Below are 17,265 nucleotides of genomic sequence, written 5' to 3'. Positions count from 1 at the left end.
AAGCTCTTTTTTTATTCTGATAAATTAAATCTAATTCGTCTTAGACATAATATATATCTATTCATAAAAAGGGGTATTTGAATAGAAACTTTAATTGGGTTATCAAGGGGATAACTACTTATATATAATAACAATATTCGACAAATAATGCAACACAATTTTACAAATTTTTTAGATTTTTTTTTGATTATATTTATTGACTAAAATGTTAATATAATTAATATGTATTTGTAAAACTTTATACTATAAGATTAAAAAATAGGTCTAAAAATGGTATAATAAAAAATGCTAATATTTTTAACGAATTAATTAAAGTACATAATTAATGGATATATTAATAAAAAGTATAATAGGACGGTGTAGTAAATGGAAATTTATTTAGATAATAGTGCAACTACAAAACCTTACGAAGAAGTAGTAGAAGAAATGGTGAAAGCTATTACTATAGAATACGGAAATCCTTCTTCATTGCATAAAAAAGGAATAGAAGTAGACAGAAAGATTAAAGAAATAAGACAAAATATAGCTAGAAGTTTGGGTGTAAAAGATAAAGAAATATTTTTCACATCAGGAGGAACTGAGTCTAATAATACAATTATTAGAGGTGTTGCTTATAATTTTAGAAAAACAAAAAATCATATAATATCTACTAATATAGAGCATCCTTCAGTGCTAAGCACATTAACTGATTTAGAAAAGGAAGGATTTGAAATAACACTATTAGAAGTTGATGAAAGTGGAAAAATAAAAGTAGAAGATGTAAAAAAGGCAATAAAGCCTTCTACTATATTAATTTCTACAATGCACGTTAATAATGAGGTAGGAAGTATTCAACCAATTGAAGAAATAGGGAAATACCTAAAAACTTTAGATCAAAAAATATACTTCCATGTGGATTGTGTTCAATCTTACACAAAAATTAAATTTAGACCAACTAGATATAATATTGATTTTATGACAGTAAGTGGTCATAAGTTCCACGGACCAAAAGGAATAGGATTTATGTATATTAAGGAGAATAGCAAGCTAAAACCTATTATAACTGGTGGAGGACAAGAATCCAGCGTAAGATCAGGTACTGAAAATGTGCCAGGAATTTATGGTTTAGGAAAAGCAGTAGAAATAATGAATAAAGACTTAGATAATAAAATTGAAAAAATACAAAGTCTAAAAGTATTATTAAAAGAAGAAATATTAAAAAATATAGATGGTGTCAAAGTAAATTCACCAGAAGACGGAGTTTGTCATATATTAAATGTTTCTTTTGAAAATATAAGAGGAGAAGTTTTACTTCATTTCTTAGAGCAAAAAAATATTTTTGTATCAACAGGCTCAGCATGTTCTTCTAAGAAAAAAGGAAGTCATGTACTAAATGCAATTAAGCTTAAGCCAGAAGAAATAGAAGGTGCAGTAAGATTTAGTTTATCAGATTTTAATACAGAAGAAGAAATTTTACAAACTGTAAAAGTATTGAAAGACTCAATAAGTGACCTAAGAATGATAATAAAAAGACGATAATAAGAGGTGGAATATGTATAATTCAATTATAGTAAAATATGGAGAAATAGGTATCAAAGGTAAAAATAGATATATCTTTGAAAATAAGTTAATAAAAAACATAAAAAATATGTTAAAGCCAGTAGATAAATTCAACGTATACAAGGAATACGGAAGAGTTTACGTGGATTTAGGCGATTATAATTACGATGAAGTATGTGAAGAAGTTAAAAAGGTATTTGGTGTAGTTGGAGTGTGTCCAGCTGTTAAAGTGCTTAGAAATAATGAAGAAGATGTGGAAGCAGCTTACCAAAAACTAAAAGAAACTGCACTTATAGTTTTAGAAGATAAAATAGCAAGTGGAGCTAAATCATTTAAAGTGGAAAGTAGAAGAGGCGACAAATCATTTAGATTAACTTCTCAAGATATGAGTATAGATATAGGTGGATACTTATTATCTAATGTAGTAGATAGAATAAAAGTAGATATAAATAAGCCTGAAGTTAAAATAAAATGTGAACTTAGAGAAAGTAACGTGGTAGTTTACAGTGATACTGTTCCAGGTTATGGAGGACTTCCAATAGGAACTAATGGAAAAGCCATGTCTTTATTATCAGGAGGAATAGATTCACCAGTTGCTACATGGATGGTTGCTAAAAGAGGTATGGAAGTAGAAGCTATACATTTCCACACATATCCTTTCACAAGTGAAAAATCACAAGAGAAAGTAAAAGATTTAGCAAGAATATTAGCTAAATATGTTGGAAGAGTGAGACTTCACAAAATTAACTTACTTGAAATACAAAAAGCTGTAGGCTTAAATTGTAGAGATGAAGAAATGACTATAATCTCAAGAAGATTTATGATGAGAATAGCTGAAAGAGTAGGTGTTCAAAGAAACTGTGATGCTTTAATAACAGGAGAAAGTATAGGACAAGTTGCATCTCAAACAATACAAGGATTAACTTGTACAAATGCTTCTGTAAGCTTACCAGTCTTCAGACCGCTTATAGCAATGGATAAAACTGAAATAATAGATATAGCTAAGAAAATAGATACTTTTGAAACATCTATAATACCGGAAGAAGATTGTTGTTCAGTATTTGCTCCTAAGAAGCCTGTAACTAAGCCTAGGTTAGAGAGAATAGAAGACTCAGAAAAAGCATTAGACGTTGAAAAGTTAATAGAAGATGCTATAGCTAATATGGAAGTGGAAGTTATAGAATTCTAAAAAAGTATGCTATAAAAATGAAATGTGTATGACAATATTATCTGATAAAACGTTAATTAGTAGGTGTTTTGGTATTTGTAAATAATATAAATTGGCCGAAAATATTTCCAAAATAATTGAAGTGTTTGTAGTAAAATAAAAGTGGAGTGAATAAAATACACTCCACTTTTTCTTGTACAAAAATATAAAAAATATAAAACTTCTTTCATAATTTTATACAAATATTTATATAGTTAATATATTTACAATATTAATTATTTTTTGCTATTGAATACTTTAACGCCATGTCTTTCAATGATTTCAGCAGCTCTAGCTAAATCATCATCATCAGCATCTCTAACGTCTTTTAATTCATATTCAAGGCCCATATTTTCCCATTTGTGAACGCCCATAGTGTGGTATGGTAGGATTTCTAATCTATCTACATTATTTAGAGAAGCAGCAAACTCACCAATTTTAGATAAGTTTTCTTCATCATCTGTTATACCAGGTACTAATACATGTCTTAACCAAATTGGTATATGTCTTTCATCTAAATGTCTTGCTAATTTTAAAGTTTTTTCTATGCCAACACCAGTTAATTTTTTAGCTTCTTCTTCATCTATATGTTTTATATCAAGTAGTACTAAGTCAGTATTATCAAGAACTTTGTCGATTTTTTCTATATCAACAAAACCAGAAGTATCTAAACAAGTATGAATATTTTTTTCTTTAGCTTTTTCAAATAATTCAGCAAGGAAATCTACTTGTAAAGTAGCTTCTCCACCAGATGCTGTTATTCCACCACCAGATGATTTCCAATAAGAAGAATACCTAGATACATTTTCTATTAATTCTTCTGCTGTGTATTCAGTTCCACCTTTTGTATCCCAAGTATCTCTGTTATGGCAGTATTTACATCTTAATGGACATCCTTGGAAGAATAAGATACTTCTTATTCCAGGTCCGTCTACTGTTCCGAATGTTTCAATTGAATGGATTCTTCCTTTAGTCATATTGCACCTCGTAAAATTAATTATTAAAACTAAAAAAGATAAAGAATATGTATACAAAATTTAAAATTAAGAAGATTATAGATTAACTGCATAAATAAATCTATAAAATAAGAATATTTTATATATTTTATATCTTGACTTTTTAAGTTTTGATTATGTATGTTAATTTTCTAATTATTATTACCAAAAAAAATGATTTTTTGTAGTAAAAGGGTAAAATAAAAAGACTAAAATGAATTTAGTCTTTTTACTTGTATTTTATCAATTAAGCTTAAGCCATTTTTCCGTGGAATGTTCTGTTTATAACATCTAATTGTTGTTCTTTAGTTAATTTGATGAAGTTAACAGCGTATCCTGAAACTCTTATAGTTAATTGAGGATATTTTTCTGGATGTTCCATAGCATCTTCTAAAGTAGCTCTATCAAATACGTTAACGTTTAAGTGATGAGCTCCATCAGTGAAGTATCCGTCCATCATTGATGAAAGGTTAGTTACTCTTTCAGTCATATCTTTTCCTAAAGCACCTGGTACTATAGAGAAAGTATTTGATATACCATCTTGAGAATGCTCGTATGGTAATTTAGCAACTGATGCTAATGAAGCTAAAGCTCCGTTAGTATCTCTTCCGTGCATTGGGTTTGCTCCTGGAGCGAATGGAGCACCAGCTCTTCTTCCATCAGGAGTGTTACCAGTTTTCTTACCGTAAACAACGTTTGAAGTTATTGTTAATATAGATTGAGTATGAACAGAATTTCTGTAAGTTTTGTTCTTTCTTATTTTGTTCATGAAGCTTTCTACTAAGTTTACAGCTATATCATCAACTCTATCATCGTTGTTTCCGTATTTTGGATAATCTCCTTCTATTTCGAAATCAACAGCTATACCAGCTTCGTTTCTTATAGTTCTAACTTTACTATGTTTTATAGCAGATAATGAGTCAGCAGCAACTGATAAACCAGCTATACCACAAGCCATAGTTCTGAATACGTCTCTGTCATGTAAAGCCATTTCTAATGCTTCATAAGAGTACTTATCATGCATGTAGTGGATTACATTTAATGTATTTACATATAAGTTTGCTAACCAATCAGTGAAAGGTTCGAATCTAGCCATTACTTCATCGTAATCTAAGTATTCTGAAGTTATTGGTTCGAATCTTGGTCCTACTTGAACACCTGATTTTTCATCAACTCCACCGTTTATAGCGTATAATAAAGTCTTAGCTAAGTTTACTCTAGCTCCGAAGAATTGCATTTGTTTACCTATTTTCATTGCTGATACACAACATGCTATTCCGTAATCGTCTCCCCAGTAAGGTCTCATTAAGTCATCATTTTCGTATTGAACTGAACTTGTATCTATAGATACTTTTGAACAGAAATCTTTGAATCCTTGTGGTAAATCTTTTGACCAAAGTACAGTTAAGTTTGGTTCTGGAGATGGTCCTATAGTATAAAGAGTATTTAAAACTCTGAATGAGTTTTTAGTTACTAATGTTCTACCATCAACACCCATACCAGCTATTGATTCAGTTACCCAAGTTGGGTCTCCTGAGAATAAATCATTGTAATCTGGAGTTCTTAAGAATTTAACCATTCTTAATTTCATAACGAAGTGGTCCATTAATTCTTGAACTTCTTCTTCAGTTATAGTTCCAGCTTTTATATCTCTTTCAAAGTATATATCTAAGAAAGTAGAAGTTCTACCAAGAGACATAGCAGCACCGTTTTGGTCTTTTATAGCTCCTAGGTAACCGAAGTATAACCATTGTACAGCTTCTCTAGAGTTAGTAGCTGGTACTGATATATCAAATCCATAAGCAGCAGCCATTCTTTTTAATGCTTCTAAAGCTCTTATTTGATCAGATATTTCTTCTCTTAATCTGATTACATCTTCATCCATGCAAGAAACTTCTAATGAGTCTTTTTGTACCATTTTGTCTTGTATTAATTTATCAACACCGTATAAAGCAACTCTTCTGTAGTCACCTATTATTCTACCTCTTCCATAAGCATCTGGAAGACCAGTTATTATACCAGATTTTCTAGCAGCTCTCATTTCAGCAGTATAAGCATCGAATACACCTTGATTATGAGTTTTTCTATATTTAGTAAATATTTCGCTTATTTTTGGATCACATTCGTACCCATAAGCTTTACAAGAAGTTTCAGCCATTCTTATTCCACCATAAGGCATAACAGCTCTTTTAAGTGGTGCGTCAGTTTGGAAACCAACAACAGTTTCTTTATCTTTATCTATATATCCAGGTGCGTAAGCATCTATTGCAGAAACAGTTTTAGTGTCAACATCAAGAGTTCCACCATTTTCTCTTTCTTTCTTGAATAATTTCATTGCTTCGTCCCATAATTGCTTAGTGTTTTCAGTAGCACCAGCTAAGAAAGAAGCGTCTCCTTCATATGGAGTGTAGTTAGCTTGTATAAATCCTCTAACGTCTATTTCTTTAGTCCATCTTCCAGTTTTAAAACCTTGCCATGCGTTCATTAAGATATCCTCCTAAAAGTGATTATTACTATTAATGTAAATAATTAGTTAATTAATGTTGTAATTCAATAAGTAACAACAAATATATTCTAACATAAACACAGTATATTGTATACAAAAAAATATATTGTAAAAATATTGCGTTTTTATAAATAAGAATTATATTTGACTTGTTATACTACATAAATACCCCCCATTTAATGCTTTAAACATTACCTTATAAAATTATTGAAAAAATTATTTTAGCCTATGAGAAAATAAATATAAACCATAGGAAATAAGTAGATATCTATTTTTGAATAAAGAAACATTTTATTGCATAAAGATTAAGTTTTTGAATAGCTATAAATATAGGGGGGAAACAGCATGACTTTAGTTATAATTTTATTTTTAATTGGATTTCTTTTAATCACTAAAGGTGCCGACATATTTATAGAGTGTACAGTACGAATTGGTAAGAAAACTGGAATATCAGAGTTGATTTTGGGTGCTACTATAGTAAGTTTTGCAACTACATTACCAGAGCTAACAGTTTCTGTTTTTGCATCCATGGACAATCATACAACTATGAGTTTGGGGAATGCTGTAGGTTCAATAATATGTAATACAGGATTAATTTTAGGTTTAGTTGCAGTCATTAGCCCTTTCAAAGTTGATAAAAAAATGTTTTTTTCTAAATCAGTTATTTTATTAATTGCGGTGATAGTCTTAATGACTTTGGGAATTAATGGAACTATTAGCCAAGGAGATGGATTATTATTAATTGCATTACTTTCCGTTTATATGTATTCAAACATAAAAAGTGTATCAGGTAAAAATAAAGTTGGTGGATTAAGTAATATGAAAGCAGATTCTTGCAGTAATAGTAAACCAAATAAGCATGAAAATTTAAAAATAGGAGCATTATTTGTTCTTGGATTAATAATGATGGTTATAGGTTCCAAATTGCTAGTGGACAATGGAGTAAAACTTGCTAGCTACATAGGAATTCCCCAAGGGGTAATCAGCTTAACTGTAATAGCTCTAGGTACATCTTTACCTGAACTAGTATCTTCTTTAACCGCAATAAGAAAGAAACATCATGGAATATCAGTAGGTAACATATTAGGGGCTAACATATTAAATATTACTTCTGTTATAGGAATTTCGTCATTAATCAATGATTTACCTATATTAGCTCAAAACATAAGGGTAGATTTTGTCTTTATGATAATTCTTTTATTAACTTTAATAATACCAACAATTAAAAGTAGCAAAATATATAGATTACAGGGGTTGGTATTACTAATAACTTACATAATTTACATAGCTACAATATATTTTACATACTTAGCATAAATATAAATTTTATACATATTTATATAAGGTTTTATTTAGATAATTACGAAAATAAGTGATTAACTGAATAGGACCTTATTTTTGGGTAAAAATATAATTGCATAATATTGAAATAAACTATATAATAGAAAAGTTAATATTTATGATAACGGAAAGGAAATAAATAATTTATGAATATAATAAAATTTGAAGATTTACCAATAAGTGAAGAGATAAAAAGATCAGTAGCGGAACTAGGGTTTGAGGAGCCATCTCCAATTCAAGCTCAATCTATACCAGTAATTTTAACAGGAAAAGATGTTATAGGACAAGCACAAACAGGAACAGGAAAGACGGCAGCTTTCTCTATACCAGTACTAGACATGGTAGATCCTAATAAAAAAAGTGTACAGGCGGTAGTATTATGTCCTACAAGAGAACTTGCAATTCAAGTTTCTAGTGAAATGAAAAAATTAGGTAAATATAAAAGTGGTATAAAGACACTTCCAGTTTACGGCGGGCAACCAATAGATAGACAAATAAAATCATTAAAGAGCGGAGTACAAGTTGTAATAGGAACACCAGGGCGTGTTATAGACCATATAAATCGTAGAACTCTAAAAATGGGCGAAGTGAAAATGTTAGTTCTTGATGAAGCGGATGAAATGTTAGATATGGGATTCAGAGAAGATATTGAGCTAATACTTGAGCAAACTCCAAGTGAAAGACAAACGACATTCTTCTCAGCAACAATGTCAAAAGAAATATTAGACCTAACTAAAAAATATCAAGATGATCCTCAGTTAATAAAAATCGTGAGAAAAGAACTTACAGTACCAAATATAAAACAGTACTATATAGAAACAAGAAGAGCTAATAAATTAGAAGTATTATGCAGATTAGTAGATGTATATAATCCAAAATTATCAGTAGTATTCTGTAATACAAAAAGAGGCTCTGATGAGTTAGTTAGTGAATTACAAGCAAGAGGATACTTTGCAGATGCTCTTCACGGAGATTTAAAGCAAACTCAAAGAGATATAGTAATGGATAAGTTTAGACAGGGGACAATAGATATACTTGTTGCTACAGATGTTGCAGCTAGAGGGATAGATGTTGATGATGTTGAAGCAGTATTTAACTATGACCTTCCACAAGACGAAGAATATTATGTACACAGAATCGGTAGAACTGGTCGTGCTGGTAGAGAAGGTATATCTTTCTCATTTGTATTTGGAAAAGAAGTAAGAAAAATGAAAGATATCGAAAGATATACAAAATCTAAATTAGTTAGACATGATATACCAACAATAGCTGATGTTGAGGAAAAGAAAGTAACTGCATTCTTCAAAGAAGTTAAGGAAACAATAAAAGAAAGTAACTTATCTAAGCAAACTCAATGGCTGGAAAATCTTTGTGAAGAAGAAGGATTAGAAGCTATAGAAATAGCAGCTGCTCTTGTTAAACTTGCTTTAGGTGATGAAGAAAAACAAGAAATAATAGAAGAAAAGTCAAGCTACAGAGATGAATCTGGAAGAAGAGATCGTAAAGATAGAGATAGGGGCGATAGAAAGCGTAGTAGAAGTGCTGAGGCTGGAATGGTAAGATTATTTATAAATGTTGGTAAAAACCAAAGAGTACAGGCTAAAGATGTAGTTGGTGCTATAGCAGGGGAAGCTGGAATACCAGGTAAATTAGTCGGAACTATAGACATATATGATAAATATACTTTTGTAGAAGTTCCAAAAGAAAATGCAAAAAAAGTATTAGATAAAATGAAAAATATAAAAATTAAAGGTAATAAAATTAATATAGAAAAAGCTAATACAAGAAAAAAATAATATAAATAATATAAATGAAAGTAACTTAATTTAATAAATTAAGTTACTTTTTTTATGAATATAAACATGAATAAATTTATAACTTTAGTTGTTGATATATATAATACAAACTGTATATGTTTATGATATAATTTAGATGAGATGTTAACACAATTATCATAATATGAAATCTTTCCTATTTGTATGTATACAAAGGCTATACACCACTTAATGACATTAGAAGAAGGACGTTAAAAGAGGAGACATCCATTCCTTTTAAAATGCAATTCTATCGACATTACAAATTTAGTCAGAAGTATTGTGATAATTATAATAACAAATTATTTTACTTATTTTAAATAAATATAACACTTTTATATTTATTTAAATCTGATAGTTATTTAAATTAGAAAGATAGACTATATTAAATTAATGATAAGTAGCAGTACAATCAAATAAAATAATTATCATTTTTAATACCTCCATACACATGGATCACTTATTTATGTGTCTAGCTAAAATAGGAGGAAATTTATGGATAATAAATTTGATGTAAAAAAATTAATACAAATAAGTTTGTTAATAGCAATAGAGATTATTTTAACAAGATTCTGTTCTATACAAACACCAATAGTTAGAATAGGATTTGGATTCTTACCAATTGCAGTAATAGCAATGATGTATGGGCCATTGAGTGCTGGTATAGCCTATACAATAGGGGATCTTTTAGGAGTTGCCTTATTTCCAACGGGAGCATTTTTCCCTGGATTCACATTAACAGCATTTTTAACAGGAATAGTATACGGAGTATTTTTACATAATAAGCCAATAACATGGCCTAGGATAATAGGTGCAGTTTTAACTGTATGTTTTGTTTTAAATTTAGGATTAGATACTTATTGGCTATCTATAATCATGGGTAAAGGGTATTTAGCATTATTACCAACTCGTATAATAAAAGCAGCTCTTATGATACCATTACAAACAATTATCATAGGAATCATATGGAAAAAAGTTGTAATAAAATTTGTGAAAGTATCACATGCTTAATTTTTTAATTATATTTTAAATTTTAAATGCAAACAATAGAAAATTAATTATATCAAATAATTTAGTAATAGATGTAGTAGATAGTTTACTTAAAAGTGATATAACTGTTAAACTTTATTAAGTAATGACATAATCAGGATATAGTGTGTAGCAGAGCAACCACTGCGAATTTAGATAGAAATGGTTGTATAAAAAATTCATACCAAAACCAGAGTGGCTAGGATTGGAGAAAGTGTCTATCAATCATAAATTTAATAGCTTTAGTGTAAGTAACAAGTGTCTAAGAGTATTTTTATACCTTTAGGCACTTTTTTATTTAAAAAATATAAATTACAAGAATATAATAAGTAAATTATGGAAATATATAGTATATAGGTAATAATAGGTTGTTATGTTGTTTTGAATATTATTAATATACATAATATAACAAAACTAGTTAAATTTCATTGAAGGATACAAAAGACTTTACTAGAATTGATTATTTGTAAATCTTTCGTAAGGGGGGAAATATATGATTAAATGTTATCTTGAAGATAAAATCTTATTAGTGGAAATTTTATCTGCTGAACTTGATCATCATGTAGCTAGAGATGTTCGAGAAGAAGTAGATTCAATTTTAATGAAGAAACAAATTGATTATATAATATTTGACTTTCAATATGTAAATTTTATGGATTCTTCTGGTATAGGAGTAATAATTGGAAGATATAAAAAAATAGTCAATCATGGTGGTAAAGTATCTGTTATAAATATGAATTCTAGAGTGAGAAAATTATTCAATTTATCTGGAATGAGCAAAATTATTAATATTTATGATACCTTTGAAGATGCAATAAATTCTTAATTAAAAGGGGGAACTTTTAGAATGAGTAATATTTTGGAGGTTAAGTTTTCAGCAAAATCAGAAAATGAAAGTTTATCTAGGGTAATTGTTGCATCTTTTGCAGCAAAATTAGATCCAACAATAGAAGAACTGTCAGATATAAAAACTGCTGTATCAGAAGCAGTAACAAATGCCATTATACATGGATATGATGAAGATGATTCAAAATTTGTTTATTTAAGATGTGAAGTTGAAGATAGAATAATAAAAGTAGTTGTAGAGGATAGAGGAAATGGTATAGAAGATGTAGAGGAGGCAATGCAACCTATGTATACATCTAAGCCTGAACTTGAAAGATCAGGTATGGGATTTTCATTTATGGAAAGTTTTATGGATAGCTTAGATGTGGTTTCTATAAAGGGAGAAGGAACTAAGGTAGTGATGACTAAAACTATAGAATTACCTAAATAAAGTCAAAAAAGAATAGAGGTTTGAATATGAGTGTAGTTGCTAAAAAAGAAGAAAAAAGACACTTACTTAGTCATGAAGAAACCTTAGAATTACTAGAAAAAGCTCAAAATGGTGACGAAGAAGCTAAGGAAGTGCTCATATCAAACAACTTGGGATTAGTCAGAAGTGTTGTATCTAAATTTTCTAATATAGGATATGAGAGAGATGACTTATATCAATTAGGTTCTATAGGACTAATAAAGGCTATATATAAGTTTGATCCAACATTTAATGTTAAGTTTTCTACATATGCTGTACCTATGATTCTTGGAGAAATAAAAAGATACTTAAGAGATGATGGAATGGTGAAAGTATCTAGATCACTTAAACAATTAGCAATAAAAGCAAAAGCGCAAGGAGAAGCTTTAACAAAAAAATTTGGCAGAGAACCAACGGTTGAGGAAATCGCAAAAGAACTAGAGGTAGAAAAGGAAGATTTAGTAATGGCAATGGAAGCAAATTTCTCTGTAGAGTATTTACATGGAGTAATACATGAGGAAGAAGGTTCTCCAATTTGTTTAATAGATAAAATTAGTTTGAAAGAAGAAAATAACGAAGAAAAAGTAATAGATAATATATTGTTAAAAGAAGTACTAGGAAAACTAGAAAAAAGAGAAAGACAGATAATTATGCTTAGATATTTTGAAGATAAAACTCAAAGTGAAATTGGAGAAATTTTAAAAATATCTCAAGTTCAAGTTTCAAGAATAGAGAAAAAAGTTTTATTAAAATTAAAATCTTATATAAGTTAATTTAAATACAAAAAAGTTCCTTTGAAAAATCAAAGGAGCTTTTTTGATTATAGAAATATTTAGTTTATTTTTTAATTTTTTTCAAATAATAAATATATATTGCATTTGATTCTTTATAAAAATTGGAGGGAAAAATATATGCCTAATAAGCAACCAGATAAAAATGAATATAAACAATATGTAGAAAAAGTGAGTCCTAAGCCAACTTACTTAAAAAATAGTATTATGGCTTTTTTAGTAGGAGGATTAATTTGCTGTATAGGACAAGGTATTAATGATTTTTATATAAAAATCATTAATTTGGATAAGCTATCAGCGGCTTCTGCTGCATCAATGACATTAATTTTTTTAGGATCCTTTCTTACAGGTTTAGGTGTTTATGACCTTATAGGTAAAAAAGCAGGAGCAGGGTCAATTATTCCTATAACAGGTTTTGCAAACTCAATTGTTTCTCCAGCTATGGAGTTCAAAAAAGAAGGATATGTAACAGGAGTAGGAGCAAATTTGTTTAAAATAGCAGGACCGGTTTTAGTATATGGAATTTCATCATCTATAATATGCGGACTACTATATTATTTCATTAAATTAATTTTTTAATAAATTAAAAATTGATATTTAAGGGTGTGAAATTATGAATAAAAAAAGAATTGGAAAAAGAACTATAAAACTAAATAATATGCCTACAATTATTGCGGCTTCTTCCATTGTAGGCCCCAAAGAAGGACAAGGACCTTTAAAAGATAAATTTGATTTAATTTTGTCTGATGATTTATATGGTGAGAAAACTTGGGAATTGGCGGAGAGTAAAATGGTTCAAACTGTAATGGAAATGAGTGTAAAAAAAGCAAATAAAACATTGGAAGATGTGGACTTTCTATTTGGAGGAGATTTAATAAATCAATTATTTCCAGCGTCTTTTGCAGCTAGAGAATTGGGTATACCTTTTTTTGGTATATATGGTGCTTGTTCTACCATGTCAGAGGGACTGTGTTTAGGTTCTATGGCCATAGACGGAGAATATGCTAAGTATGTACTATGCGGAACTTCCAGTCACTACTGTACGGCAGAGAGACAATTTAGATTTCCTTTAGAACTAGGTAATCAAAAACCAATGACAGCTCAATGGACAGTTACAGGTGCTGGTAGTGTTTTGCTTACCAAAGATGGTAAAGGGCCTAAAATAAAATATATTATACCTGGAAAGGTTATAGATAAGGGAATTGACGATGGAAATAATATGGGTGCTGCAATGGCTCCAGCAGCAATAGATACCATATATTCATATTTTCAAGATACAAAAGATGATCCTAATAGTTTTGATATTATAGCTACAGGTGATTTAGGTAAACTTGGAAAACAAATAGTAATAGATTTATTAAAAGAAATGAAGTTAGATATATCAAAAGTATACACAGATTGTGGAGTGGAAATTTTTAATTTGGAAGAGCAAGATGTGCACTGTGGTGGAAGTGGATGTGGATGTTCAGCCACAGTATTTTGTTCATATATATACGATAAATTACTTAAAAAAGAATTTAATAAAGTTATGCTTGTATCAACAGGTGCTTTATTATCTCCAACAAGTACACTTCAAAAGCAAACTATACCATCAGTAGCTCATGGTGTGGTAATTGTAAATGAATAGGAGGTATGACTTATGTTATTAGATTATATAAAAGTATTTATAGTTGGTGGGCTAATATGCGTAATAGCCCAAATAATGATGGATTATTTTAAGATGCAGACCCCTTATGTAATGGTTACTTATGTAAGTTTAGGCGCTATTTTAACATTTTTAGGAGTATATGAGCCTATAGTTAACTTTGGAGGTTCAGGTGCAACAGTACCTATAATAGGATTTGGATATTCATTGGCAAAAGGAGTTATGAAAGGAATAGAAACAGATGGACTTTTAGGGGTATTTACAGGAGGTGTAAGTGCTACAGCTGGAGGTGTGGCAGCTGCCATATTCTTTGGTTATGTAATATCTGTAATATTTAATCCTAAAACAAAACCATGATAAAAAAACTTCCTTATTACTAAGGAAGTTTTTATTTATCTATTTACTCATTAACTTGATCAGTACCTTCTGTTGTATTATCTACTGGTTTATTTCCTGAGTTATCTTCATTGCCTCCATCAGTATTATTACCACCTGTATCTTCAGGAGGTGTTGGTTCTTCTGGTTTTTCTGTATTGTCTTCGTCTGGAGGATTATCCCCATCTCCAGCATTATCAGTATTTGGACTTTCTTCATCAGGCTCTTTCTCTTGAACTGGAGGTGCCTGAGTAGTTGCACGTTTAGGATATGTTCCTTCAATAAATGCAGCATTTACACCGTAAGATGAAGTTCCACCATCTACTGGATTTATTTTAGTAAAATAAACACCGTCAGGTTTAGTAAAGCTTTCTACAGGCGTTAGGTTTTTGTGTATAGGAGTCATAACACTTGACCAAAGGGCAGCTGCTGTAGAACTTGTTCCAATAACACTTTCTCTAGGTTTTCCTGTTCCAGCATCATCACCTATATATGTTGCGCCAACATAGTATGGAGTATAACCAGCAAACCAAACGTCTAAAGCATCATTAGTAGTACCTGTTTTACCTGCAACAGCCATATTATCTATAGATGCATTTTTACCAGTTCCTTCTTTAACAACGGCTTGAAGCATATCAGTTATAACATAAGCTACATCTTCACTTACCACTCTATTTTCTTGTGGATTAGATTTAGCTATTAAGTTACCATCATAAGTTTCAATTGTAGTAAATACTGTAGGTTCTATGTAATTACCACCATTAGCTAGTGTACCATATGCAGAGGCCATTTCTAGTGGAGATATACCATGAGACATACCACCTAATACTAGAGAAGGGAATTGTCTATCTGTATCCTCCTTATCAGTTTTGCTATCCTTTACAGTAGTTATACCAAAATTTTCAAGGTAATCTATCATTACATCAATACATTCGTTATATGAGCCACCTAATGTTTCACCTACTTTTACTGCAATAGTATTTGATGACATGGCTAAAGCTTTACGTGCACTCATCATACCGGATCCAGCAGTAGTAGTTTTTGGATTCCATTTTTGATTTTTTTCAAATTTATATCCACCTCTTGCATCACTAAATGCACTAGATTGTGTAGTTTCTAAAGTATCTATGGCAGGTGTATAAACTGATAAAGGTTTTATAGTTGATCCAGGTTGTTTTGGATTAGTAGCTCTATTTAAAGTTCTTTTACCTTTAACATATCTACCACCTATTAATGACTTAATTTGACCTGTTCTATAGTCTAATATAACCATGGCTGATTGAGGCTGAACAACTCCATCAGCACCTTTTTCAGAGCCAGGGAAATTACTTTCATTATCATATTGTGTTTCTAGGTTTTTTTGCATACCAGCATCTATAGTAGTAGAAATTCTAAGTCCACCATTATAGTACATGTTTTGTGCTTCTTCTTTTGTATATCCTTGGTTCATTAAAGCTTCTAATACTTCAGAATAAACATAGTCTTCAACAGAGGAAACAACCGTTTCTTTAACTTTTGGTAGCTTTATTTCAATTGATGCAGCTACTTCTTTGTCATATTGTTCTTGAGTAATATAACCTAATCTTAGCATTTTTGATAAAATAGCTTTTTGTTTTTCTTTAGCAGCTTCTCTAGGTGCGGCTTTTCTAACAACAATAGTTTTATGCATCAATTGATTATATGTTTCACTATCGATTAAGCCCCAAGAGTATATTTTTTGTACCATTTGTAATTCTACTTCAGTTGGCTCATCCCAAGTATCATCTGTTGTATTAGTATAGAATAATAATTTATTTTCTACATCTTCTTTAGTTTCAGTTCCATCTAACTTTTCTTTTATATATGGCGAATACCTACCTGGATTATTAGTAGCAGCCATTAATAGAGCAGATTCACCTGGAGTTAGATCACTAGCTGATTTGCTAAAGTAACCTTGAGCAGCAGCTTCAGAACCATATAAACCATTACCAACATAAAAATTGTTTAAGTAAGCAAGTAATATATCGTCTTTAGACATTGTTTTACTCATTTCAAAAGCATAGTAAATATCTTTTATCTTACGAGTGATACTTTGTTCTTGAGATGTAATTAAAAGTTTCGAAAGCTGCATTGGTATTGTTGAACCACCTTGCTTATTGCCCATAAGAGTATTTGCTACAGAACGTATTAAACCTTTTATGTCTACGCCGTTATGTTCATAAAAACGCTCATCTTCTGCGGCTATTAAAGCATGTTGCAAATCCTTACTAATATCTTTTATATCACCTACAGGTTCCTTCTTGTCAGAAGTTTGTGCTTTTGCTAGTAAATTACCATCAGCATATAAAATTTCTGTTGTTTGGTATGTTTTTTTATCTAAGTAAGCTTTATTAATAGTTTCTGTATTTCTAAGTGAAGCAAACACAATACCAGATACTGCTGCTACACCGACTACTAAAAATACTAAAAATACTAGAGCGACTGTTTTAACACCTTTAAACCTTCCAGAATTTTTTTGACTAGAAGTTTTTCTTTTACTACTAGAACTACTCGATTTGCTCGAGACTTGAGATGTATTTCTTTTATCTGAAGAGCTTACTTTTCTTCTCTTGATTTTATTTTTATCATCACGATTATCTCTTCCCATAAGATTAACCTCCTTATTTTAATGAATAATTATAACATATTTAAGGATTTTTACAAAATTTCCTTTATGCTAATTTCAGTTTAAGTAAAAGATACAATATAAT

Annotated in this window: 14 protein-coding genes; 11 read left to right on the top strand and 3 right to left on the bottom strand. The window is 30.0% G+C overall.

Features of this window, described 5'->3' with window-relative positions:
- The first annotated feature begins 366 nt into the window (after positions 1-366).
- Both TVTCOM_RS17980 and thiI read left to right on the top strand, forming a co-directional pair.
- Positions 367-1,518: a cysteine desulfurase family protein gene (locus TVTCOM_RS17980; RefSeq protein ID WP_434797623.1), complete on the top strand. Its 1,152-nt coding sequence runs from the start codon at positions 367-369 to the stop codon at positions 1,516-1,518.
- 13 nt (positions 1,519-1,531) lie between these two features.
- Entirely contained in the window at positions 1,532-2,728 is a 1,197-nt protein-coding gene (thiI, locus tag TVTCOM_RS17975; protein WP_434797622.1) for a tRNA uracil 4-sulfurtransferase ThiI, read from the top strand.
- 254 nt (positions 2,729-2,982) lie between these two features.
- Here thiI and pflA read toward each other — a convergent pair whose 3' ends face one another.
- On the bottom strand, positions 2,983-3,723 hold the full coding sequence (gene pflA, locus TVTCOM_RS17970) for a pyruvate formate-lyase-activating protein (RefSeq protein WP_434797621.1): 741 nt from the start codon (positions 3,721-3,723) through the stop codon (positions 2,983-2,985).
- A gap of 271 nt (positions 3,724-3,994) precedes the next feature.
- Positions 3,995-6,226 carry a formate C-acetyltransferase gene (gene pflB / locus TVTCOM_RS17965; RefSeq protein ID WP_434797620.1) on the bottom strand — a complete coding sequence of 744 codons (2,232 nt, stop codon included), beginning with the start codon at positions 6,224-6,226 and terminating at the stop codon, positions 3,995-3,997.
- Between the two features lie 366 nt (positions 6,227-6,592).
- Between pflB and TVTCOM_RS17960 the strand changes: the two genes are divergently transcribed.
- From TVTCOM_RS17960 to spoVAE, 9 genes are all read left to right on the top strand, one after another.
- A complete protein-coding gene (locus tag TVTCOM_RS17960; RefSeq protein ID WP_434797619.1) occupies positions 6,593-7,564 on the top strand; it encodes a calcium/sodium antiporter in 972 nt (323 codons plus the stop codon).
- 170 nt (positions 7,565-7,734) lie between these two features.
- Positions 7,735-9,384, top strand: coding sequence for a DEAD/DEAH box helicase (locus TVTCOM_RS17955; protein WP_434797618.1), 1,650 nt, complete (start codon positions 7,735-7,737; stop codon positions 9,382-9,384).
- A 513-nt stretch (positions 9,385-9,897) separates the two neighbouring features.
- Complete coding sequence (locus TVTCOM_RS17950) at positions 9,898-10,413, top strand: folate family ECF transporter S component (protein WP_434797617.1); 516 nt, start codon at positions 9,898-9,900, stop codon at positions 10,411-10,413.
- Between the two features lie 511 nt (positions 10,414-10,924).
- Positions 10,925-11,257, top strand: a complete 333-nt coding sequence (gene spoIIAA / locus TVTCOM_RS17945; RefSeq protein WP_018592096.1) for an anti-sigma F factor antagonist — start codon at positions 10,925-10,927, stop codon at positions 11,255-11,257.
- 21 nt (positions 11,258-11,278) lie between these two features.
- A complete protein-coding gene (gene spoIIAB, locus TVTCOM_RS17940) occupies positions 11,279-11,707 on the top strand; it encodes an anti-sigma F factor (RefSeq protein WP_434797616.1) in 429 nt (142 codons plus the stop codon).
- A 26-nt stretch (positions 11,708-11,733) separates the two neighbouring features.
- Positions 11,734-12,498: an RNA polymerase sporulation sigma factor SigF gene (sigF, locus tag TVTCOM_RS17935; RefSeq protein WP_434797615.1), complete on the top strand. Its 765-nt coding sequence runs from the start codon at positions 11,734-11,736 to the stop codon at positions 12,496-12,498.
- Positions 12,499-12,636: 138 nt separating this feature from the next.
- Positions 12,637-13,095 carry a stage V sporulation protein AC gene (gene spoVAC / locus TVTCOM_RS17930; RefSeq protein ID WP_434797614.1) on the top strand — a complete coding sequence of 153 codons (459 nt, stop codon included), beginning with the start codon at positions 12,637-12,639 and terminating at the stop codon, positions 13,093-13,095.
- A 34-nt stretch (positions 13,096-13,129) separates the two neighbouring features.
- The gene (spoVAD, locus tag TVTCOM_RS17925; protein ID WP_434797613.1) at positions 13,130-14,143 is read left to right on the top strand and encodes a stage V sporulation protein AD; all 1,014 of its coding nucleotides are present in this window, start codon (positions 13,130-13,132) and stop codon (positions 14,141-14,143) included.
- 12 nt (positions 14,144-14,155) lie between these two features.
- Entirely contained in the window at positions 14,156-14,518 is a 363-nt protein-coding gene (gene spoVAE, locus TVTCOM_RS17920; RefSeq protein WP_434797612.1) for a stage V sporulation protein AE, read from the top strand.
- 43 nt (positions 14,519-14,561) lie between these two features.
- Here the strand turns inward: spoVAE and TVTCOM_RS17915 are convergent, their stop codons facing one another.
- Complete coding sequence (locus TVTCOM_RS17915; RefSeq protein WP_434797611.1) at positions 14,562-17,162, bottom strand: transglycosylase domain-containing protein; 2,601 nt, start codon at positions 17,160-17,162, stop codon at positions 14,562-14,564.
- Between the last annotated feature and the right edge of the window lie 103 nt (positions 17,163-17,265).

The organism is Terrisporobacter vanillatitrophus, from assembly GCF_051148895.1.
Taxonomy (GTDB): Bacteria; Bacillota; Clostridia; order Peptostreptococcales; family Peptostreptococcaceae; genus Terrisporobacter; species Terrisporobacter vanillatitrophus.
The sequence above is the reverse complement of the archived record's forward strand: the minus strand, read 5'-3'. Positions and strand labels throughout refer to the sequence as shown.